A 22,706-nucleotide genomic window follows, 5' to 3' on the forward strand; every position below is an offset into this window, starting at 1 on the left:
TTTTTATTTTAATAATCACGACTTACATTGAACCCGTTCATTCATTGTTAACACAGAATATTCATTTAGATCTATAAAAATATGTATTGATAATAATTCTCATTATTATTGTTATTTTTGTTGCTTTTGTGTATTATTCACGAAATTTTTAATAATGAATTAAGGTTCTTACATGTCAGAACACAATTTAACTCCCAAATCATCAAAATTTATTAGAACAACATTGTGTACTTCTGTTTTATTGGTGTTGGCTTCTCCACAGCTCTTTGCACAAGACAATACCGATAAAGCCTCGACGCTGCCGACTATTGCTGTAACAGCAAGCAAAGCAGAGGTCGCATATAAATCGGGCAATATGGATATTCCCCGTACTGAAGATGATGTACAAGCCTATACCATGATTGAGCGCGATGAGATTGAGCGTTCAGGTACAACCACAGTGACGGAGTTATTGTCTAAAGTATTGCCAATGGCAACGTCGACCAATAACTCGAGTTATTTCTCTGGTACATCGAGTCAAATTAATTTACGTGGACTTGGAACCAGCCAAACATTGGTGTTGATTAATGGCCGCCGTAGTGCGGGAACAGGGAATCGTGGCACATCAGAATCTACCGATCAACCGAATTTAAATAATATTCCATTGGCTGCCATTGAGCGGATTGAGGTATTACCAACATCAGCCGCTGCAATTTATGGAAGTGGTGCGATTGGTGGCGTGATCAATGTGATTTTACGTAAAGACTATGTCGGCACGGAAGTGAACGTGCGCTATAGCGATACGGTTGATAATCAGCAACCTGCCAAAGCTTTTAACTTGGTGTCGGGCTTTTCTTTAGAAGATGGTCGTACTCATGTCATGTTGACTGCATCGAAAAAGGATCAAGATAGCTTATTGGCGAGTGAACGTGACTGGAAAAGTAAATCACGTCAAAATATTTTGAAGAACAATCCGAATAGTCTTATTGGGGATAAGGTCAATCCGCCTGCGGGTAATTTGACCAATATTCGCAGCAAAGATGGTTCAGAGTTGATGCCAGGTTGGGGATCATCTATGGCTCACATTCCAAAAGGTTGGAATGGGAATACCAGTCAACTGGGTCAAGGCTATGCATTAGGTTTATCCGATGGGGTGAGTGCTTGGTCAGGCAAAGAAGCCTTGCTTTACGATACCAAGACGGAAGCATTTGGTTTGTCTTTAAATCGAGATTTTACCGACCGACTGAATGTGTTTCTTGAGGCGGGCTATGAAAAAGAAGAGGGTTGGTCATTTAATACCTCACCGCACGGTTATAACGTGGTAACAGTGAGTAAAGATAGTCCGCATAATCCTTTTGGCAAGGATATTCTGGTGAATTATCCAATGCGTTTGGATAGCCTAGGTGCCTTTGCCAAGGACACCTTTGAAACCACTCAGAAGAAAGTTGCGACGGGCTTTACCTTTGACCTTACACCAGAATGGATACTCTCGGCAGATTATGCGTGGAGTAAGTCGGATATTCGTCAACGTTATACACGTCAGGGTGGCAAGAATCCAAAAGCCAGTGCATGGAACGAAGATACCGCCAATAATGCAATTGATTTTTTGCAAGATTTCACCACGACACCAACCGATCTGATTTCAAAATACTGGAACTATCCAAAAAATAATACACAGCAGACCTTAAATGATTTCTCGATTCGAGCCACGGGTCCAATTGCAAAATGGTATGCAGGCGATATTCGATTGGCCACGGGGATCGAGCATCGCCGTTATGAAAGTGAAGGCTTTGCGGATCATCAACATGTCGACAATCCTTGGGTGAAGCCGACTGAACGTAAGAGCAATGCATCCAGTGTTTACACGGAATTTAACATTCCAGTGATTTCACCTGAGCTGAATTTACCTTTCGCCAAATTACTGGATGTGCAATTGGCTGCACGTTATGAGGATTTTAATGTCCAAGCCAAAATTCCACAATATGACAGTAAAATTGATTCTGCTACGGGCTATCGTTCTAAATTTTTAAACTATAGTGATTCTGGTAAATCAAAATTTGATGCAATTACGCCAACAGTGGGTTTCCGCTTTGCACCGAATGACCAATTGATGTTCCGTGCTTCTTATAGTGAAGGCTTTGTGACGCCATCGGTTTCGCAGATTTCTCAACCGACGTCGACCCAAGTGACGGGAGCGACATTAACAGATCCAGCAACGGGTAAAATTATTAGCACTTATGAACGTATTTCTGATGGTAATCCTGATCTAACCCCAGAAAGCTCAAAGAGTATTAATGCCGGGATTGTACTAACGCCTGAAGCTATTCCTAATTTACGTTTATCGGTTGATTATTACAACATTAAAAAAACCAATAATATCAGTTCGATCGATGCCCAATATATTTTAGACAATCAAAGTAAATATGGCAGCCGCATTAAACGTAACCAAGCTGGGGATGTGGTCTCAATTGATACCACACCATTCAACGCTTTAAACCTTAAAACCAGTGGGATTGATACCAATTTAAATTACCGCTTTGATAGCATGATTGGAGAAACCACATTTAATCTGGGCTATACCCATGTCAACGAATATCGACAAAAACATAATCTGATTGATCCAGAAAAGAATTTTGTCAGCCTTGTTGGTGGTGCCGTATCAGATGCACCATTAAAACATCGTGCTAATGCATCGATCTATCTACAGGCCAATGACAATTGGGGCTTTGGTTGGGCAAGTCAATATTATGGTTCTTATGACATGGTCAATGCGACTGCAATTTTGAATCAAACAGGTCGTGCTGATCAAAAATTAAAGATTGAAGATCAAATCTATCATGACATTTTTGCCAAAGTGAAATTACCGACCAGTAAGTTAATCAAACAGAGTTCAAGTGAGCTAAGTTTTGGTATCCAGAATTTATTCAACGATTATACGGTTGATATGTATGGGACACAGTCCTATCTGAGTAAATATAGTGATGTTCGTGGTCGCCAATATTATCTAAACCTTAAGTTTTCTTTCTAATCTTCCTTAAATAGTGGTGACGATTATTTTGCATAATCGTCACCTTGTTGGGTGTTTTTATGAATATTGAAGCGTCTGTGCCTTTGGGATCAGCCAAAAGGGTCACAAAAAAGAAGGTGGAACAATCATCATTGATTAAATATCGATTGATGATTTTTTCACGTTTTATCTTGGCAATTTTTGGTGGCTATTACTTTGCTTCGATAGCGGCAATGTTGATGGGAACTTTGTTTTCTGCCGAACCCTTAAAGGCGAATGCTGTTTTTGGTGCAACCATGTTGGCTTTCGTGATTCATTGTGCTGTGTTCATTTGGGTATTTCTGGTCAATTCAACGCTGAAAGTTTGGTTGGGCGTTATTGTTCCGAGTGTCTTAATGACTGTGATGTATTGGTTTTTAAAAGGGTAATGTAATGCGTGTTGATGGTAAGAATGAAGGCCCACGCCAATCCATGTCATGGTTGCATACATGGACCAGCTTACTCCTAGGATGGCTGCTTTATGCGGTTTTTGTCACGGGTACGCTTAGTTTTTTCCAAAATGAAATTACGGTTTGGATGAAACCTGAATTGCACCATTCTGTGAATACGACTTCACAACAGCAGCAATTAGGTTATGCATTACAGTATTTAAGTCAAAAGGGCCAACCCGCTGAAAGCTGGAATATTCGTTTTGCCAATGAACGCCAACCAGCCATTATGCTGAATGTCCGTAAGCCTGGTGAAGGTCGTCGCCGTGGTGGTGAAATCTATTTAGATGCACAAACGGGTCAGGAAATTAAAGCGCGTGAAACGCGTGGAGGGGGGTTCCTATATCGTTTCCATTTTGAACTCTATGGCATGCCACGTATTTGGGGACGTTGGATTGTCGGAGTTGCGACGTTATTCATGTTTGTGGCAATTATCAGCGGCATCATTACCCATAAAAAGATTTTCAAGGATTTCTTTACTTTCCGACCTGCCAAAGGGCAACGTTCATGGTTAGATGCGCATAATGCAACAGCGGTATTTGCCTTGCCATTCCATATCATGATTACCTTTAGTGGCTTGTTACTATTGATGTTTATGTTTATGCCGTGGGCGATGAACAGCCATTACGGCAATGGTCAAAATTTCTATCAAATACTGAATGAACCTGTTGCTAAAACACCTGAACAGGCACGCTTGTTGGCAGAACAAAAACGCAAAGAAGCAGCAGAAGAAGGACGCGGTAATCGAGGTGGTGGCCGTGGTGAATCCAAACAAGAAACGCCTGTGATTGCAGCTGCACCAATGGTGAACTTGATCGCATTGAGTCAACAAGTTCAACAAGGCTGGGGCGATAATCCAATTGCATCGATTCGAGTGAATAAACCGAACACTATTGAAGCTGATGTTCAATTCAATGCAACACGTACGACGACATTACTTGATCGTGAGAGTATTCCTTCAGTTAAGTTTAATGCGGTCACAGGACAATTGATTGACGAAGCCAAGCCAGTTAACTCGACTCCAAAGGCTATTTATACCTTAGTGACGTGGCTGCATATGGCACATGGTGTGGATTCGGTGTTACGTTGGTTGCTATTTTTATCGGGTATATTGGGCACCATGATGGTGGCTTCTGGTTTGATATTATGGGTGGTAAAACGCATTCCAGATGTACAAAAGTTAGGTTATAAGCCTTTTGGTCATCGTGTAGTTGAAGTTCTGAATGTTACTGCCATTACGGGATTACCAATTGCCTGTGCAGCCTATTTTATTGCCAATCGTTTTATCCCAGCACAACTCGCTGAACGTTCTCCGCATGAAATCAATGTGTTCTTTATCGCGTGGCTTGTGTGCTTAATTCATGCTGCTATTCGAGCTCATCGTCCTGCATGGTTGGAACAACTGGCTTTAGCAGCAGTGCTATTTTTGTTTATGCCAATTCTGAATTTCCTTACAGGTGGGCAGGCGCTATGGATGAGTATCTATCATGGGCAATGGATGATCGCCAGTTTTGATTTGGTTTGTATTATTTTAAGTCTGATTTTCATCTATTCTTACTACAAATTAAAGCGTTACCAAGGTTTGCCTGTGAAGCAGAAAAAACAGCCTAAGGTCCAAGTGGAACAGGAGCAAGCATAATGGCAGCATTGATGTTGTGGTGTGTTGCAGTGGTGGCCTTGTCGAGTTTGGCTTGTGGAATGAGTAAGCATCAGCGCGATATTTTTACTGTTCAAATCTCTGCTAAAAATAGTCGATATTTTGAAATTGCAGGCTGGGTGATTCTGCTCATTTCAGCGGTGGTTACGATTTACTTTAAAGGTGCTTCGGTTGGGCTGTCAGAATGGTTAGGTTGTATCACTTTTGCCGCTTTGGCAGTCGGGTTATTATTAACTTATCAACCTAAAAAACTATTGCAGGCCAATGCGATTGTGACTGTTTTATTCGTATTGCTGTTGATCATGAGTTTGATTTAAGACTTGGCTGCATCGTAGTTAAATAAAAAGAGGAAACCAAAGTTTCCTCTTTTTATTTGTGAATGGAAGATAAGACTAGTTGGTTTTACCAGTCATATTTCAAACCCACGCGGAAATTGGTTGGCGCACCATAATAGCTATTGGTGGTCGCCAAGTGGTATTTTTCATTAAATAGATTATTTAAATTGAAATTCACCAACAGGTTTTCATTGATTTTATAACGTGCCATTAAGTCGACTAAAGCATAGCTGTCTTGTGTGAAGCGAGCGCCATTTGGTCCACCATCTTGATAAATTTCACTTTGCCAACGAAGGCCACCGCCAATTGTTAGTGCTTCATCGAGATATGGTAGGGTATAAGTGGTAAATAGTTTGGCTGTATTATTCGGGATGCTGGTATTTAAGTTTTTGCCCTTGTTGTCTTGAGAGAGATTACGTGAAAAGCTTGCAGAAACTTGCCATAGATCTGTCAGTTTTCCTGTACTTTCGATTTCAAAACCACGGCTTTTTGTTCCAGATTCGGTACGATAGGCTTGTACTTCACTGCCACTTGGACCGATAATTTTTACTTTATTACCTTCTGCATCAATGACTTCTACCGCTTTGTTATCTTCCTGAGTTTGATAAATGGCAGCACCAATATTTAACTGATTGTCAAAGAAAGCACCTTTAATCCCAAGTTCTGTACTATTCCCGATTAAGGGCTCTAAATAGTTTGCATGAATATCTAGTTTATCTTGTGGAGAGAAAATGGTGGTATAGCTGGCATAGCCTGTCCATTGGTCTGTTATGTCGTAAGTAATACCGAAGTATGGAATGACCTCACCGTTTTCTTGTTGTTTTTTATATGATGTGACCTTATCAGTGGTATTAAAGTTGCGCGTAACGCGTTCCCAGTTTTCTACGCGAGTGCCTAAAATCACAGCCAGTGGATCAGTAAGTTTCAGACGTATTGCACCAAATACGGATTGGCTCTGATCATCACCACTGTAAGCACCATCAATCATGGTCGCTGGCCGAGTCGGATTATGCCCATCCCATGCAAAGATATTATCTAGTTTGCCTTCCCAATCCATACCATTGTTCCAGCCAGAATAGGTTGGACGTTTATTTTTACTTTTAGCGTAGGTTGTACCTAAAACGACTTCATGTGTTTGGCTAAATAAGTCAAAAGAACCATTCAATGTTAAGCTAAATAGATCTTGAGTTGGTTTATAATCCCAACGGGTGGCATAAATCATAGCGCCTGCCCCGGTTTGTTTATCAATCCCATTCGAGTAGATATAACCGACTACTTCGTCCGATGCTGTAATTGTTCTTGAGGCAGTACCTTTGAGTTTCCAGCGGTCGTTAAATTGGTGCTCTACATCTGCAAAATATGCGGTCGTGGTCCGATCTGAATAGGTCCAGTCAGCAGCATTCGAGTCTGAACGCGACCAATCAATTAGACTGCCATCTGTGTAAAATGAAGGTAAACCACCTCGGGCAATACCTGAAATATCCATTTTTTGATAGCTGACTCCTAAACTGGCTTTGGTTCTTTCTGTGAGGTCTGCTTCAACAACACCATAGGCAATTTTTCGTTCTTCACTATAGCGATCTAAATAGGAGTCACCTGTTTGATAGGCTAAAACTGTACGACCCCGAACGCTGCCCGAGGCATTTAAGGGGCTGGAAACATCAATATCGGTGCGATAAGTATCCCATGAACCTGCACTTGTACTCACAGAGGCTTTGAAATCTTGCAACGGTTTTTTGCGAACCATATTGATACTGGCACTTGCAGAACCAGCACCTGTCATTAAACCATTGGCACCACGTACCACTTCAACACGGTCAAATAAAGCAGTATCCTGACTTTGAAAAATAGCAGTATATGAACTCATAAGCTTTACGCCATCGAGTAAATAGTTATCAACCGTTTGACCGCGTGCATAAACAGGCGAGTTATCACTGCCGATGTTTCCCGTTTGGTTAATGGTTAAACCTGCGGCTTGTGAAATGACATCGGTCAGTTGCGTTAGGTTTTGGTCTTTCATTTGCTGATTGGTAATCACGCTGACCAATTGAGGTGTTTCTTTTAGGGTTAAAGCCAAGCCAGTTGAGGCGGTTGTTGCCTTGGCAGTATATGACCCAGAGCCTTCTGTGGTGAGGTTTTTGCCTTTATCTGCACTCAGATGAATCGTCGCTAGTTGTGCTACGCCAGTTTCGCTACTTTGATTTGCTTCAGCCGTTGCATTTGCTTTGGTACGAATCGCTTCTAACTTAACGACTTTAGGTTCAATCGCTGCTACAGCTGCTTTGGCTTGAATGCTATATCCCGCATTGGCGACTTTGACTGCTTCAAATGCATGTGGTTTGAGCAAAACGTCTAAAGCAGTTTCTACTGAATAATTTCCTTTCAGTGCAGTACTTTTTATTTTAGAGAGTGTGGCCGAATCATAGCTGATGGTGCTGCCTGTTTGAATCGCTAACTGTTTGAGTGCTTGATCAAGTGTGGTTGAGCTAATCGAAATCTGATAAACATTTGCAGCATAGGCAGACGTTGTTGCGATGCTGACAACGCTGAGTGGCATGCCCCATAAGATTGCGCGTACAGCCAACGCCAAGGTACTTTTCGCCTGATAATCCTTCATGTGGTCTTCTCGAGTGGGAGTGTATTTCTCTATAAGTCGGATCAGATCAAAAAAGGATCAAATTTTTATCTTTTTTTTATTTTTAATAAGTACGGACTGTAATCGTTGAGCTCTAGTTGATGGGTGTAGGCTAGTGTATCGAGACTCTGTTGAGGATTTTGCAATGAAAATACCCCAGAAATCGGGATGTTTTTCAGTTCAGTATCGATAAGATAGGTCCCTTTTTTATAACGATACAATTCATCCAGTACTTTCTGTAAAGGCCATTGTTCTACCACCAGCAATTGTTGTGTCCAATAGGGGCGATCATTATTGAGTGGGAGTGGTTTAGAAATATGTTGGGTATCGAAAAATGCACGTTGGCCTTGCTTTAAAATCTGACGCTGCCCAGAATCCTGAGGCTGTAGCGCGACTGCATGTTGATAGACTTTGACCCGAGTCTGATTATGATGTTCTTGGCGAACCGTAAACTGCGTACCTAATGCTTCAATCGCACCATCTTTGGTATTCACCATAAATGGACGATGCTGTGGATCTTTGGCGGTCTGGATATAAATTTCACCTTCGATCAGTTGAATTTGTCGGGTCTGTTCAGAAAAATCCACGTTGATATAACTATCACTGGCCAATATCAAGCTTGAACCATCTTTCAGTGAAACGGTTTTAATTTCACCCACCTGGGTATGATAATCAGATTGCCATTTTGCCCAAGGCAACAAATACATTCCGCAGCCGAGAACCAGCAATCCTGAAACGCATAACAGCATATTTCGTTTTGCTGTCAGATTAAATTTTTGATTGGACTGCACTATAGATTCTGAAGGGAAGTGGTTGGATAATCCTGTTAAGCCGTGTGTAAATCTATTGATGTGTTGAATAGCTAAGGCATGTTCTTTTTTTTCTGCCAGCCAACGTTCAAATTGCTGCTGTTGCAGCTCGGTCATTTCACCTGAATGCAATAGCACGAGCCAATCGGTGGCTTCATCTAATACATGATCAGGGATTTTAGAGACTTGAGACATGGCAGAAAAGCAAATTCAGCAAATTAATCGGTCTGATTATAAAGACTAATACAGGCCAAGAAAGCCTGTTTCATATCTCTTTTGACCGTTGCTTCAGAAATATCCAGTTTTTCACTAATGGCACGATAAGTTAGTCCATCCAATTGCGATAATAAAAACACCTGTGCAGTACGTTGGGGTAGTTTTTCTAACATTAAATGGACTTGATAGAGCGTTTCTCGAATACAGACTTCGTATTCGGCCGATGGATAGTATTCTTCTGGAAGCTGTGCAAGTGCATCTAAATACAGATGTTCTACATGCTGATGCCGCCAATAATCAATAATTACATGCTTGGCGATGCCCATTAACCATGCCTGAGGTTCTTTAATCTTTTCAAAGCAATAGTCACTTTTCAAAGCACGGTAGAACACTTCCTGACTCAAATCTTCCGATTGATGGTGGTGCTGTAGCTTGTGCTTAAACCATGACAACAGCGAGCTTTGTTGTGATTGATAAACGTGGCTAAACCATAACTGTTTTTCTACGTTCAGGTGCATAGCAAGGAGTCCATAAATGAGCAGGGAGATGCACAGTTAAAGGCGGATGGAAAAAATATTTTCAAATAGTAATGATAATTGTTCTTAATATCAATAAAATTGTATACATACTTTTACAGAAAAAATTGAGCTGATTTTGAATCTCGTTCGACTAAACCAATGCAGGGGAACATTTTTTGTTTTCTTCTTCTCCCATATTTTTAATGAATTTTATTTGAATAAGTAGAGTATGTCATGAGTGAACAACAGATTGATTTAAAACCACAACAGCATTCTCGATCAAATAAAATCAAATGGTTGATTGGCTTTATTGTGCTTTTGCTATTGATGATATGGGGCTGGAATTATTGGAAAAAGTCACAAGCCAATACGCAAGAGTCATTTAGCCAATGGAGCAAACCCGTGCCTGTTCGTGTGGTGGGGGTACAACGTGGAGACTTGCAATTACAAATTAAGGCGATTGGTACGGTGGTGCCAGCCAATACCGTGAATGTTCAAGGTCAGGTGTCTGGTGTGCTACAAAAGCTGTATTTCCAAGAGGGGCAATACATCAAGAAAGGGCAATTGTTAGCACAAATTGATCCGATACCATTTCAAGTCGCATTGGCACAGGCACAAGGGACACAGCAACAAAATTTAGCGCAGTTGCAAAATGCACAAACTGAATTGAAGCGCTATCAGTTGCTGTATAAACAAGACTCGATTGCCAAGCAACAGGTCGATCAACAGCAAGCCTTAGTCAATCAACTCAAGGGACAAATGCAAGCCAATCAAGCACAGGTGGATGCGGCAAAGTTACAACTGTCTTATACCAAAATATATGCACCGATTGATGGACGTGTTGGTTTTCGCCTCAAAGATGCAGGCAATTTAATTCAGGCCAATGAAGCAACGGGTCTATTGAGTATTACCCAAATCCATCCCGTGTATATCCAGTTTGCTGTTGCGGAAAACTATTTAGACATCGTACGCCAAGCCACTAAAAATAAACAAAGCATTCAAGTCAGTGCTTGGGATCGTGCAGAACAAAAACAATTGGCAACAGGCTCAGTTCAAGCACTGGATAACCAGATTGATCTGAATACAGGCACACTTAAAGTTAAAGCTGTTTTTGCCAATCTGGATGATGCTTTATTTCCGAATCAATTTGTCAATGTGCGTTTAAATGCCAAGACCTTGCAAAATGCAGTGCATCTACCGAGTGACGCCATTCAACATGGCGCAAAAGGAACTTATGTTTATATTGTCAATAAAGAACATAAAGCCGAAGTGCGTCTGTTAAAACTGGGTGTGGTTTCACAAGGACAGACCGAAATTGTTGAAGGTCTTCAGGGCAATGAACGTGTTGTTTTAGAGGGGATTGATCGACTTTCAGAAGGGCAAGAAGTACAAGTCATTCAAGATGATGTTTCTAAGCCAATACCAGCAAAAACTGTAGCTGGGTAAGCGTATGAATATTTCCAGATTCTTTATTGTACGACCCGTCGCCACTACTTTGTTGATGTTGGCGCTATTTTTTAGTGGCCTGTTGGTGTGGCGTTTATTACCTGTATCGGCATTACCGCAGGTCGATTATCCGATTATTCAGATTTACACCTTTCAGCCAGGTGCAAATCCAGATACGGTGCAGCGAACCATCAGTTCACCTTTAGAACGAGAGATGGGCAAGATTGCTGGTTTAAAGCAAATGTCTTCGAATAGTTCGGTCGGTGCTTCTGTGATCACTCTGCAATTTGAGTTATCGGCCGAATTGGGCATTGTTGAGCAAGAAGTACAATCGGCATTAAGTACCGCCAGCAGTAAATTGCCGAATGATTTACCCACGCCACCGATTTATCGCAAAGTGAATCCTGCCGATGTGCCCGTGCTAACCCTTGCGATCAGTTCTGACAGTTTGCCATTGACCACGGTCTACGACATGGTCGATACGCGTGTAGCACAAAAACTGTCGCAGCTTTCTGGGGTGGGGATGGTAAGTCTGGCAGGCGGACAACGTCCCGCCATTCGTGTGCAGATGAACCCAACTGCCTTGGCAGCATTTAAGCTCAGTGCTGAAGATGTGCGCGCGGCGATTGCTGCGGCCAATGCCAATCAACCGAAAGGGAGCTTTGATGGGCCTTTTCGATCGACCATGTTGGATGCCAACGATCAGATGCGTTCGATTTCTGATTATGAAAACTTAATTTTACGTTGGAACAATGGTGCACCGATTCGTCTAAAAGATGTCGCACAAGTGCTTGAGGGGAGTGAAGATCGTTATATGGCAGCGTGGGCGGATAGTCAATCTGCTATTTTGGTGAATATTCAGCGACAACCCAATGCCAATGTGATTGAGGTGGCAGATCAAATCAAAAAAATCCTACCTGAGTTACAACAGAATCTACCTGAAAATGTTCAGATTCGCGTATTAACTGATCGAACCGAAAGTATTCGTAGCTCGATTAAAGATGTGCAAAAAGAATTGGTCTTCGCCGTGTGTCTGGTGGTGTTGGTCACCTTCCTGTTTCTACGTAATTTTGCTGCAACCCTGATTCCAAGTATTGCCGTACCGCTGTCGATTATCGGCACTTTTGTACTGATGTATTTCCTTGGTTTCTCGGTCAATAACCTGACTTTAATGGCATTAACCATTGCCACAGGCTTCGTTGTGGATGATGCCATCGTGATGCTTGAAAATATTGCACGACACCGTGAGTCAGGTGAAAGCATGTTGCAAGCAGCCCTGAAAGGATCAAAAGAAATTGGCTTCACCCTCATTTCTTTGACGATTTCCCTGATTGCAGTTTTGATTCCTCTGCTGTTTATGGGCGATGTCGTTGGGCGGCTGTTCCATGAGTTTGCCGTGACACTGGCAGCAGCCATTGCACTGTCTTTGGTGGTGTCTCTGACCCTGACCCCAATGATGTGTGCCTATTTGCTCAAAGATGCACCGAAGCACGCAGATCAACCGAGTCGATGGAGTCTGGATCGAGTCATTCAGCATTATGCGAAGTTGTTGCAATGGGTACTTCGACACCAAGTACTGACCTTGATGGTGATGTTATCAACAGTGGTACTGGCGGGACTGCTGTATTGGTCGATTCCTAAAGGCTTTTTCCCTGTACAGGACAATGGTGTCATTCAGGTGGTCACTGAAGCCCCTGACCAGATTTCATTTCAGGCCATGAGCGAACGCCAACAAGCTCTGGCAGCAGTGATTGCAAAAGATCCAGCGGTTGCCAGCCTGTCTTCTTTTATTGGTGTGGATGCTAATAATCCAAAGTTAAGCAATGGACGTATTCTGGTCAATTTAAAACCCCATGCTGAACGTGAACCCGCAACGGATGTGATGGCGCGGCTGAGTGAAAACTTTGCACAAGTACAGGGGATTAAAGGCTGGATGCAACCTGTACAAGAGTTAAGTATTGAGGACAAAATTAGCCGGACTCAATATCAACTGAGTGTGACTGCACCGAAAAATCAATTGGTAGAGCAGTGGACACCTGAGCTGGTTCAGGCATTGCGTCAGCAGCCTGCATTTGCAGCAGTAACCAGTGAAGATGCAGGACAGGGCTTACAGGCCTATATCGATGTCAATCGTGATGCGGCAGCACGTTTAGGTCTGAGTGTTGAAGACATTAGTTTGGCTTTGCAGAATCTATTTGCGCAGCGGCAAATTGCAACTTTATATACTCAATCCAATCAGTACCGCATCGTTTTAGAGTTAGATCCCAAACTGACGCAGGGTATTGAGGCTTTAAACCAAACCTATATACATAATAATGAGGGACAGCCGATTTTATTGAGTTCCGTCGCCACCATTGTCGAAAAACATGCACCGATTCTTTTACAGCAACAGTCGCAATTTCCTGCGGTTGGGATTTCCTTTAATTTAGCCAAGGGTGTCTCTTTAGGGGAAGCCATTGCTGCGATTGAGCAGGTTAAGCAGAGCCTCGATTTACCGCCAGAGCTACAGGTCCAATTACAAGGGGCTGCGGCCGCTTTTGAAAATTCACAGCAACATACCTTTTGGTTGGTTATTGCTGCGATTGTGACCATGTATATTGTGCTGGGCATGCTATACGAGAGTTTTATTCATCCAGTTACTATTCTTTCAACCTTACCATCTGCTGCAATTGGGGCTTTATTGGCCTTGTTTTTGGTGGGAAGGCCATTGGACATGATTGCGCTGATTGGGATTATTTTACTGATCGGTTTGGTCAAGAAAAACGGCATCATGATGGTTGATTTTGCGCTTGCCGCTCAACGTCATCAGGGCTTATCGGCTGAGCAGGCCATTTATCAGGCTGCTTTATTACGCTTCCGCCCGATTCTGATGACCACACTGGCTGCAGTGGTCGGCGCCATTCCCCTCATGTTGGCCTCTGGTTCTGGAGCCGAATTACGACAACCTTTAGGTTTGGTGATGGTAGGCGGTTTATTGGTGAGTCAGGTTCTCACCTTATTCACCACACCCGTGGTGTATTTATTTTTTGATCGACTTCAATCAAAGCCAAGTACGCGGTTGACACTCTCTGAGCAAACAGGGGCAACTGAATGACGTTGTTGTCTGTGTTTGTGCAACGGCCTGTTGCCAGCGTGCTGTTGGGCGTAGCCATCGTTCTGCTCGGTATATTGGCCTATTTACGCCTACCTGTTGCCGCATTACCGCAAGCGGATATTCCTACCATTGTCGTCAGGGCAAATTTGCCTGGGGCCAGTCCAGAAAGTATGTCTGCAACTGTAGCAACACCTTTAGAACGCGCCATGATGGGTGTATCGGGTGTTAAAGCGATTAACTCGTCGAGTAATCAAAGTTCGACGCAAGTAGTTTTACACTTTGATTTGAACACTGATATCAATGAAGCTGCGCGTGAGGTGCAGGCTGCTATCAATGCTGCGATGTCACAGTTACCTGCAGGTATGCCGAATCCACCCGAATATTTCAAAATCAACCCAAGCCAAAGTCCGATTTTCTATTTGGCGCTCAGCTCTAAACAGCTTTCTGCTGCAAAGCTATACGAAATTGCATCTCAACAATTACAACCCAATCTGGCCCAGATCAGCGGGGTAGGTGAGGTTGCGATTGATGGTGCTTCTATGCCAGCTGTACGTATCACCATCAATCCAAGTGCTTTAGTTTCAACGGGGATGTCACTAGAGCAAGTGCGGCAGGCGGTCGCGAAAAGTAATGTGGTACAGGCATTGGGTGTGGTTGAGCAACAGCAATTACGTTGGCAAGTGACCTTATCAACAGAACTAAAAACTGCCCAAGATTTTGCGGATCTGATTATTCGACACACTGATCAAGGGGTGATTCGCTTAAAAGATATTGCCACGGTCAGTGATTCGGTTGAAAACCGTTATGTCAGTGGTTTCCATAACGGGCAACCTGCGGTGATATTAAAGATTAGCAGACAGCCCAATGCCAATACCGTAGCGACCATTGATCTGATCAAAGCAAAATTGCCTGCTTTGCGTGAGCTAATGCCACGTGATGCACAGTTAACTGTGGTGATGGATGGTTCAAATATTGTCCGTAACAGCCTAGAGGAAGCACGGGATACCTTGTTTCTATCCATGTTGTTGGTGGTGATTGTGGTGGTGCTGATGTTGGGGCGCTTGCAGAGTGCTGTGATTCCCGCAATGGCACTGTTGGTCACTTTAATTGGTGTATGTAGTCTGATTTATTTGGCTGGTTTTTCACTGAATAACTTGTCGATTATGGCGATCATTGTTGCGATTGGTTTAGTGGTTGATGATGCCATCGTCGTACTGGAAAATATTGAGCGTTATATTGAACAAGGCGATTCACCTGCACAAGCGGCTGTGAAAGGGATTCAGGAAGTTGGTTTTACCTTGATAGCCATGAATCTGGCTTTAATCGTGATTTTTCTCTCGGTTCTGTTTATGGGCGGAGTAATTGAACGCTTGTTTCGAGAGTTTTCGCTCACGCTGGTTTTTGTGGTGGTGTTATCGGTTTTTGTTTCATTAATCTTAACCCCAAGTTTATCGGCACGTTGTTTAAAACCTTTATCCTTGACCCAACCTCCGCGGTTGTATCGTTATAGTCATCGTCTGATTCAGGGGCTGACCCAGTCTTATATTCGGTCTCTCCATTGGGTATTAAAACATGCTTATTTGATTGTGGTAGTTTGGTTGGTTGCAATAATGGCTTCTGTTTATATCTACAATTTATTGCCCAAACGCGTTTTACCTGAACAAGACACTGGACGGGTTGGTGCTTTTATCCGTGGCGATGATGGTTTTTCTTTTCAAATCATGCAACCAAAGATTGCCGCGTTTAATCAAGCCTTACTCAAGGATCCTGCGGTACAAGATGTGGTCGGTACTTCTGGTGGTGGTGGAGGCATGACCAACTCATTTTTGATGGTGAGTTTAAAGCCAAAGGCTGAACGTGACGGTTTAACTTCCAAAGAGGTGGTCGAGCGTTTAAAGAAAAATGCACCTTGGCAGGCGGGGGCCGTGTTCTCAGCAGATGTCGAACAAGATTTGGAATTGGACGATCCTTTTTCCAGTGGTAATGCCCAAGAATATTTATTGTTATTGCAATCTGACAATGTGAGTCTGTTACGTGAATGGGCACCCAAAGTTGCTGAGGCCATGCGTAAACTGCCTGAGTTTGAAGAGGTAGAAACGCAAGGAGATGAAGGCGCTCAACACGTCACTTTAGATATTGACCGCGAAGCAGCAAAACGTTTAGGTGTTGATATTGAAAACATTTCCAGCGTTTTAAATAACTCATTTTCACAACGCCAGATTTCAACAATTCATGATCGAAATGACCAGTTCTATGTGGTGATGGAGGTTGATCAACGCTTTACCGAGCATCCTGAAGCTTTGGCAGATGTCAAAATACCGAATCAACAAGGGGCCTATGTGCCTTTAAGCAATTTCGCCACATGGACCTATGGAATCAGCAATGATCGGGTGCATCGCCGTAATCAATATGCAGCGATGGGTGTGGGCTACGTGGTCAAGAAAGGTTATAGCTATGAACAAGCGGATGCTGCTATTCGTCAGGTTTTGCCAGAGATCATGCTGCCAAAAGAAATCTTTGTCATGACAGATCGCGATGTTGAAAGTGAAAGTTTACAGGCGGGAATGAGCACACCTGCTTTGATTGCGGCAGTGATTGTGCTGATTTTTATGGTATTGGGAATCACGTATGAAAGTATTGTGCATCCATTTACCATTTTATCCACTATTCCCACGGCAGCTTTGGGGGCTTTACTCAGTTTATGGCTGTTTCAGATTCCATTTAGCCTGATTGCACTATTAGGCATATTTTTGCTGATTGGCATTGTGGTGAAAAATGCCATTTTGCTGATTGATTTTACCTTACAGCAACGGCGTCAAGGTCACACCGCTTTCGAGTCGGTTATTACCGCAGCGACATTGCGTTTTAGACCGATTTTAATGACCAATACTGCCGCTTTATTGGGTGCGATTCCACTGGCACTGAGTTGGGGGGAAGGCTCGGAAATGCGTCAGCCTTTGGGGATTGCCATTGTAGGTGGTTTGGCTTTAGGTCAATTATTAACCTTATATACTACGCCTGTGATGTATCTCATGTTTGAAAAAATCGCTCAAGGCTTAAATAAATTTAGGTTGCAGTTGAATGTGCTCCGTTGGAATAAATAGGAAGTCTTTATGAAAAAAACAGTCTTCACACTTTCTATCAGTGTTGCTGGTGCAATGTCTTTGATGGCTTGCCAATCTACTACGTTCAAGCCTGCAAGCTATCAGCAACCTGAGATTCAGAGTCCTGCACAGTATAAGTATGCAGGTATAGCATGGATTGAAACTTCTCAAATTAGTACCGAACCACAGCAATGGTGGGAGATTTATCATGATCCGATTTTGTCCACACTGATTCAACAACTGGATCAGGACAATTTGAGTATTCAACAAGCACAAGCCAAGTATCGTCAGGCGATTGCTTTATTGGATCAACAACGTGCTAATTACGCACCAAGCTTGAATATGGGAGGAAGTGCTCATCATAACGAGACAAAAAATCTAACAACAAGCCGTCAATTTAGTGCCAATTTAACTGCCAGCTGGATTCCAGATTTATGGGGGAGAGTAGCAAAAGCGGTTGATGGCCAACAGGCCAATGTACAAGCTTCTGTGGCAGATCTTGCTGCAATTAAACTCAGTCAACAATTGATGGCGGCAGAGGCATATTGGAGCATTCGTTTATTTGATGCCAAACTGGACGTTCTTCAGCAAACGCAACATAGTTATCAACGCTCAGTGGGTATTTTACAACAGCAGTATCAAGCGGGGATGATTGCCCGTGCAGATGTGATTCAGGCTGAAACCCAACTGAAACAAGTCGCTGTGCAATTGTTAGAACTGCAACGCAGCCGAGATTTACAGGAAAATATTTTAGCGCTCTTAGTCGGGCAGAATGTTGCTGACTTTAATTTAAACAAAAGTCCTTATCAATTTAGTACCCCCCAGATTCCGACCCAAATTCCAAGCCGCCTTTTAGCACAACGCCCTGATGTGATTCGTCGTGAGCGAGAACTTGCGACCACGCATGCACAACTGGGTTTAGCGCAAACCGCATGGCTGCCGGATCTTACCATTAGCGTGGAGAGCAGTGTGAATAGCCCAGTGTTCCATACGCTATTGCAATCCCCGAATACAGCATGGTCAGTTGGGGCAAAAGTCCTAGGCACAGTGTTTGATGGTGGAAAGCGGCGTGCTGATATTCAACAGGCGCAAGCCAATTATGATGAAAAACTTGCTGCCTATAAGCATTCAGTTTTGACGGGTTGGAAAGAAGTTGAGGATGGTTTATTGCAAGCGTCACTGTTCCAAAAACAGATGATAGAGCAACAACAGCTTCTCAAGCTATCTACTGAAAATGAACGGGTTGCCACACAGCGTTATCAAGCGGGTTTGGTGAGCTATCTTGAGGTTGCCACAGCGCAAAATCTGCGTTTGGCTGCGGAAGAACGGTTGTTGGAATTACAACAATTACATCTCAAGAATTCAGCACAATTGGTAGCTGCCTTAGGTGGTGGGATGAATTCTTCATCTTAAATTGAGTGATGTTATCCGTCATTACAGCGATCCATCTTCAATTTAAATAGAATTGGGATCGCTGTACTTTCTGCATGCATGATAAACATATTGTTTGGATGATTATTTTTGCCTGATGGCGTTAAACAAGAATAAGAATTGATGATTTTATTTTTGGAGTTTTGAGGGCAAAGATTCCAATTTTTTAGAGCAGTATTTTATTTAGCCCATGATTTTCATTTTTCAGTGTCATCTGAATGCCTTTGTGTAAATTTTAGTAGTTAATCAAGCAAATAGCGCTTCAATATGTAGAATAAAAAATAGCCATTTGTTTATTAAAGAATGACTTTAAATCAAAAATTAATTTAGATCTTTCTCATTTCATCTTCATCCCAATCTGAGAGAACGGAGCAAATATGATTGTATTATTGATATTGCTTGGCCTATTGATTCAGTTAGTTGTGGTATGGGCTGTTTTTTATTTTGAAGCTACGCGAACTATTGGTTGTGTAGTGGCGATTGTCGCAGCCATTCTGTGTAGTGTGTTGATCACACCGTGGAGTCTGTTACTCGGTGTACCGATTATTCTCGCCAGTGTGATTGTTTTGATTGCACCTTTACGTGATGCTTTGGTGAGTCGGCCTGCGTTTAATATTCTCTCAAAAGCAATGCCGAGTATGAGTATCACGGAAAGAGAAGCGCTAGAGGCGGGTACCAGTTGGTGGGAAAAAGAACTGTTTATGGGCGCACCAGATTGGGAAAAATTTGATCAATATCCTTATCCGACTTTATCAACAGAAGAACAGGCATTTTTAGATAATGAAGTACAACAACTCTGTTCAATGTTAGATGAATGGCAGATTCATCATCAAGAAAAAGATCTACCGCCTCAGGTTTGGCAATTTATTAAGGACAATGGCTTTCTCGGTTTGATTATTCCAAAATCATTTGGTGGTAAGCAATTTACTCCCTTTGCGCAAAGTCGAATTATGAGCAAGATTGCTTCCCGTTCACTGACTGCTGCGGTGAGCTGTATGGTCCCGAATTCGCTTGGGCCAGGCGAGTTGTTGCTGCACTATGGTACAGAAGAACAGAAACAACGTTATTTGCCCGGTCTCGCAAATGGTACAGAAGTCCCTTGTTTTGGTTTGACCAGTCCTGAAGCAGGTTCGGATGCAGGTGCGATTCCTGATACAGGTATAGTGTGTTATGGACAGTACCAAGGTCAAGAAGTACTCGGTTTAAAAATGAATTTCTCTAAGCGTTGGATTACGCTGGCACCGATTGCAACCGTGATTGGTTTGGCCTTTAAACTTTATGATCCAGAGGGTTTATTGGGTGATAAAAGTAAAGTGGAATATGGCATTACCTGTGCCTTGATTCCGGCTGAGCATGACGGTATTCAGATCGGTCCGCGACATAATCCAGGTGCACCATTTATGAATGGTACAGTCGAGGGGAGTGATGTATTTATTCCTTTGGACTGGATTATTGGTGGGCAGCAAAACGCAGGTAAAGGCTGGCGTATGCTTATGGAATGTCTCGGTGTGGGTCGTGGTATTTCGTTACCTGCTTTGGCAACTGCGGCTGGGGAAATGAGTTACCTATTGGTGGGCGCATTTGCCAGTGTGCGTCAACAATTCAAAATCTCGGTTGGACATTTTGAAGGGGTGCAAGAAGCGACCAGTGATATCGCCAGTGATGCCTATATGTTGGAGTCATTCCGTTATCTGGTGACTTGTGGTTTGAACCAAGGTGGAACGCCTGCGGTGATGACCGCGATGGCAAAATATTATGCCACTGAAACCATGCGCAAAGTGGTCAATCACGGTATGGATGTCGTTGGTGGACGTGCAATTCAGCTAGGCCCACGTAACTTCCTTGCATTGACTTATCAATCGATTCCAGTCGCAATTACGGTCGAAGGAGCAAATATTTTGACCCGTTCTTTGATGATTTTTGGTCAAGGTTCAATGCGTTGCCATCCTTATTTATTTGAAGAATTACAGCTGTTGCAATCGGAAGATAAAGCCACTGCTTTTAAGGAATTTTCGCCATTATTGTTTAAGCATTTAGCCTATACCTTCAATCGTGCAGCCAAAGCAGCAGCATTTTCGATTACCGGTGGTTCAGATGATGGTTCTAAACAAGCCGATGATTTTTCCAAAGGCTATTACAGCAAGATTAATCGTTTCAGTGCTGATTTTGCCTTAACAGCGGATATGGCACTTGGGATTCTGGCGGGTGATTTAAAACGCAAAGAAATGCTGTCTGGTCGTTTGGCCGATATCCATGCGCATTTATTTATCGCTACTGCGATCTTGAAATACTATGAACAGGGTCAGAGAACTGAGGCAGAACAGAAGCATGCGGAATTAGCGTTGAATAAAGCTTTATATCAGATGCAAGAAGCCTTCTTTAGCTTCTATGATAATTTCCCAATGAAACTTGCCGCCTGTATGGTGAAATTACTTTGCTTCCCATTTGGCCGTCCAATCGCAGCACCATCTGATCAATTGAAGCAAGAAGTGGCACAACTCATCATGCAAGAGCATGCGTTCCGTGATCAGTTGAAACAGCACGTTTATTATACGACAGATGCTAATGATGTTATGGGGCGGATGGAATCTACCTTCCAGAGCCTATTAAAGTTACAACCATTGTGGAATAAATTTAAAAAAGCTGAGTCAAAAGATCAGTTCACAGGGCTAAGCTTTGAGGAGCACATTGCCAATGCGATTGAGACAGGTTTTATTAGTACTGCTGAGGCAGAGGCACTTTTACAATACAATGCCAAACGCTATGACAGTATGTTGACTGATATTTTTGATGAGCATTTAGCGCATGATTTACCGCTTGAAAATCCTCATCTTAAAACCTGATTGTTGAACATCTTAAGAGCTATATAGAGCAGTCCTGAATATGTCAGAGATGAGGCGATGCTGACTCATACTTTCATCATATTCAGGGCTGTTTTCATAACAGTTCTAATTTTTTATACCTATCTGTTATATTTTTTTTGAAAAATTCTGTGTCTTTTTTTCTTCTGTATCTTCCTGCACTATAACAGCATGAATTGAGCAAAGCCAAAGGTGCCGATATGAGTTTTTTGAAAAAAAAGAATAATGCCAGTTTTGTATTCTTCATTATTACACTGTATGCATTTTTAGGGTTTGGTTTGGGCTACATTATCTGGGAATACTTGCTCTAAGCAGCAATTCCAATCAGATTCAAAGTGTTCGCCAAATCTACTGCAAGATTAAAAATGGCTTATGGGGAATAGAGTAATTCCCCACATGCCGAAACCCATGATTTATCTTGCAAGAAATGCCACAGCATCTGTAATCAAGGCTGAGATTTCTTTCGGATGAGAAGCCAGCGAGGCGTGGCTTGCATTTAAAGAAATCACTTTTTTTGCATTTAAACGATCTGACATAACGGCTTGATTTTCTGGGCTGATCATTCGATCTTGAGTCGAAATTTGATACCAAGACGGTTTGGTTTTCCATGCTGGCGTAGAAATGGTATCGCCAAAGGTGCTGGCTAATGGCGCTTTTTGGGTAACGCCCATTGCAAAACCGTCATCTTTACTCAGGTCCTGACAAAAGCTTTCATGGAATTTATCTACTTTTAGCCAGAGATAACCATCACTGTCAGGTTCTAGATTGGGGGCAGCAACAGGTAAATGTTGTTGTGTAATTGCGCCGGGACTCTCGTTGCTATCTGGTGCAAATGCAGCAATATAAACCAGACCGACCACATTAGGTTGATTGCCAACTTCTGTTATGACTGCACCGCCGTAAGAATGACCGACTAGCAAAACATCGCCATTCACTTGGGCAATCATTTTTCGCGTGCGTTCAACATCATCAGCAAGAGAGGTCAATGGAAGCTCGACAGCACGTAGGGCACTATAGCCTTGGTGAGAGAGTTCAGTAATGACTTTATTCCAATGGGCAGCGCCGCCCCAAAAACCGTGTACAAATATAATGGTAGGTTGAGTACTCATGTTTGTCTCCTAGCTGA

General features: G+C 42.7%; 14 protein-coding genes. 10 read left to right on the forward strand and 4 right to left on the reverse strand.

The features are described from left to right. Positions 1-172: 172 nt before the first annotated feature. From F887_RS12565 to F887_RS12555, 4 genes are read left to right on the forward strand one after another with little or no spacing between them, the layout of a single operon-like run. On the forward strand, positions 173-3,007 hold the full coding sequence (locus tag F887_RS12565) for a TonB-dependent receptor domain-containing protein (RefSeq protein ID WP_005292566.1): 2,835 nt from the start codon (positions 173-175) through the stop codon (positions 3,005-3,007). A 59-nt stretch (positions 3,008-3,066) separates the two neighbouring features. Further along, positions 3,067-3,414 (forward strand): DUF3649 domain-containing protein, encoded by a 348-nt coding sequence (locus tag F887_RS0117925; protein WP_032862793.1) that lies wholly within the window; start codon positions 3,067-3,069, stop codon positions 3,412-3,414. Between the two features lie 4 nt (positions 3,415-3,418). Continuing rightward, a complete protein-coding gene (locus tag F887_RS12560) occupies positions 3,419-5,113 on the forward strand; it encodes a PepSY-associated TM helix domain-containing protein (protein ID WP_005292570.1) in 1,695 nt (564 codons plus the stop codon). Beyond that, complete coding sequence (locus tag F887_RS12555) at positions 5,113-5,448, forward strand: DUF3325 domain-containing protein (protein WP_005292572.1); 336 nt, start codon at positions 5,113-5,115, stop codon at positions 5,446-5,448. Before F887_RS12560 ends, F887_RS12555 begins: the two co-directional genes overlap by 1 nt. An 85-nt stretch (positions 5,449-5,533) precedes the next feature. Here the strand turns inward: F887_RS12555 and F887_RS12550 are convergent, their stop codons facing one another. From F887_RS12550 to F887_RS12540, 3 genes are all read right to left on the reverse strand, one after another. Continuing rightward, on the reverse strand, positions 5,534-8,083 hold the full coding sequence (locus tag F887_RS12550) for a TonB-dependent siderophore receptor (RefSeq protein ID WP_005292574.1): 2,550 nt from the start codon (positions 8,081-8,083) through the stop codon (positions 5,534-5,536). Positions 8,084-8,148: 65 nt separating this feature from the next. Next, positions 8,149-9,105 carry a FecR family protein gene (locus F887_RS12545; RefSeq protein ID WP_005292576.1) on the reverse strand — a complete coding sequence of 319 codons (957 nt, stop codon included), beginning with the start codon at positions 9,103-9,105 and terminating at the stop codon, positions 8,149-8,151. A 23-nt stretch (positions 9,106-9,128) separates the two neighbouring features. Then, positions 9,129-9,644: a sigma-70 family RNA polymerase sigma factor gene (locus F887_RS12540; RefSeq protein ID WP_005292578.1), complete on the reverse strand. Its 516-nt coding sequence runs from the start codon at positions 9,642-9,644 to the stop codon at positions 9,129-9,131. Between the two features lie 234 nt (positions 9,645-9,878). Here F887_RS12540 and F887_RS12535 point away from each other — a divergent pair, with 234 nt between their 5' ends. The 6 genes from F887_RS12535 to F887_RS18615 all read left to right on the forward strand — a co-directional run bounded on the left by F887_RS12535 (position 9,879) and on the right by F887_RS18615 (position 21,891). Beyond that, the gene (locus F887_RS12535; RefSeq protein ID WP_005292580.1) at positions 9,879-11,090 is read left to right on the forward strand and encodes an efflux RND transporter periplasmic adaptor subunit; all 1,212 of its coding nucleotides are present in this window, start codon (positions 9,879-9,881) and stop codon (positions 11,088-11,090) included. A 4-nt stretch (positions 11,091-11,094) separates the two neighbouring features. Further along, the gene (locus tag F887_RS12530; RefSeq protein WP_005292582.1) at positions 11,095-14,184 is read left to right on the forward strand and encodes a multidrug efflux RND transporter permease subunit; all 3,090 of its coding nucleotides are present in this window, start codon (positions 11,095-11,097) and stop codon (positions 14,182-14,184) included. After that, positions 14,181-17,288 carry an efflux RND transporter permease subunit gene (locus F887_RS12525; protein WP_005292584.1) on the forward strand — a complete coding sequence of 1,036 codons (3,108 nt, stop codon included), beginning with the start codon at positions 14,181-14,183 and terminating at the stop codon, positions 17,286-17,288. The genes F887_RS12530 and F887_RS12525 overlap by 4 nt, the downstream gene beginning before the upstream one ends. Before the next feature lie 9 nt (positions 17,289-17,297). Continuing rightward, the gene (locus F887_RS12520) at positions 17,298-18,701 is read left to right on the forward strand and encodes an efflux transporter outer membrane subunit (protein WP_005292585.1); all 1,404 of its coding nucleotides are present in this window, start codon (positions 17,298-17,300) and stop codon (positions 18,699-18,701) included. A gap of 395 nt (positions 18,702-19,096) precedes the next feature. Then, entirely contained in the window at positions 19,097-21,562 is a 2,466-nt protein-coding gene (locus tag F887_RS12515; protein WP_005292587.1) for an acyl-CoA dehydrogenase, read from the forward strand. A 218-nt stretch (positions 21,563-21,780) separates the two neighbouring features. Next, positions 21,781-21,891 (forward strand): hypothetical protein, encoded by a 111-nt coding sequence (locus F887_RS18615; protein ID WP_005151495.1) that lies wholly within the window; start codon positions 21,781-21,783, stop codon positions 21,889-21,891. A gap of 102 nt (positions 21,892-21,993) precedes the next feature. On the opposite strand, the gene F887_RS12510 is transcribed toward F887_RS18615, so the two are convergent. Then, positions 21,994-22,689 (reverse strand): alpha/beta hydrolase, encoded by a 696-nt coding sequence (locus F887_RS12510; RefSeq protein WP_005292589.1) that lies wholly within the window; start codon positions 22,687-22,689, stop codon positions 21,994-21,996. Between the last annotated feature and the right edge of the window lie 17 nt (positions 22,690-22,706).

The organism is Acinetobacter sp. NIPH 2100 (assembly GCF_000369805.1).
Taxonomy (GTDB): Bacteria; Pseudomonadota; Gammaproteobacteria; order Pseudomonadales; family Moraxellaceae; genus Acinetobacter.

Bases quoted from the DNA above. Each gene is read 5' to 3' on its own strand.
- F887_RS12565 (WP_005292566.1), top strand. From the start codon at position 173: ATGTCAGAACACAATTTAACTCCCAAATCATCAAAATTTATTAGAACA.
- F887_RS0117925 (WP_032862793.1), top strand. From the start codon at position 3,067: ATGAATATTGAAGCGTCTGTGCCTTTGGGATCAGCCAAAAGGGTCACA.
- F887_RS12560 (WP_005292570.1), top strand. From the start codon at position 3,419: ATGCGTGTTGATGGTAAGAATGAAGGCCCACGCCAATCCATGTCATGG.
- F887_RS12555 (WP_005292572.1), top strand. From the start codon at position 5,113: ATGGCAGCATTGATGTTGTGGTGTGTTGCAGTGGTGGCCTTGTCGAGT.
- F887_RS12550 (WP_005292574.1), bottom strand. From the start codon at position 8,083: ATGAAGGATTATCAGGCGAAAAGTACCTTGGCGTTGGCTGTACGCGCA.
- F887_RS12545 (WP_005292576.1), bottom strand. From the start codon at position 9,105: ATGTCTCAAGTCTCTAAAATCCCTGATCATGTATTAGATGAAGCCACC.
- F887_RS12540 (WP_005292578.1), bottom strand. From the start codon at position 9,644: ATGCACCTGAACGTAGAAAAACAGTTATGGTTTAGCCACGTTTATCAA.
- F887_RS12535 (WP_005292580.1), top strand. From the start codon at position 9,879: ATGAGTGAACAACAGATTGATTTAAAACCACAACAGCATTCTCGATCA.
- F887_RS12530 (WP_005292582.1), top strand. From the start codon at position 11,095: ATGAATATTTCCAGATTCTTTATTGTACGACCCGTCGCCACTACTTTG.
- F887_RS12525 (WP_005292584.1), top strand. From the start codon at position 14,181: ATGACGTTGTTGTCTGTGTTTGTGCAACGGCCTGTTGCCAGCGTGCTG.
- F887_RS12520 (WP_005292585.1), top strand. From the start codon at position 17,298: ATGAAAAAAACAGTCTTCACACTTTCTATCAGTGTTGCTGGTGCAATG.
- F887_RS12515 (WP_005292587.1), top strand. From the start codon at position 19,097: ATGATTGTATTATTGATATTGCTTGGCCTATTGATTCAGTTAGTTGTG.
- F887_RS18615 (WP_005151495.1), top strand. From the start codon at position 21,781: ATGAGTTTTTTGAAAAAAAAGAATAATGCCAGTTTTGTATTCTTCATT.
- F887_RS12510 (WP_005292589.1), bottom strand. From the start codon at position 22,689: ATGAGTACTCAACCTACCATTATATTTGTACACGGTTTTTGGGGCGGC.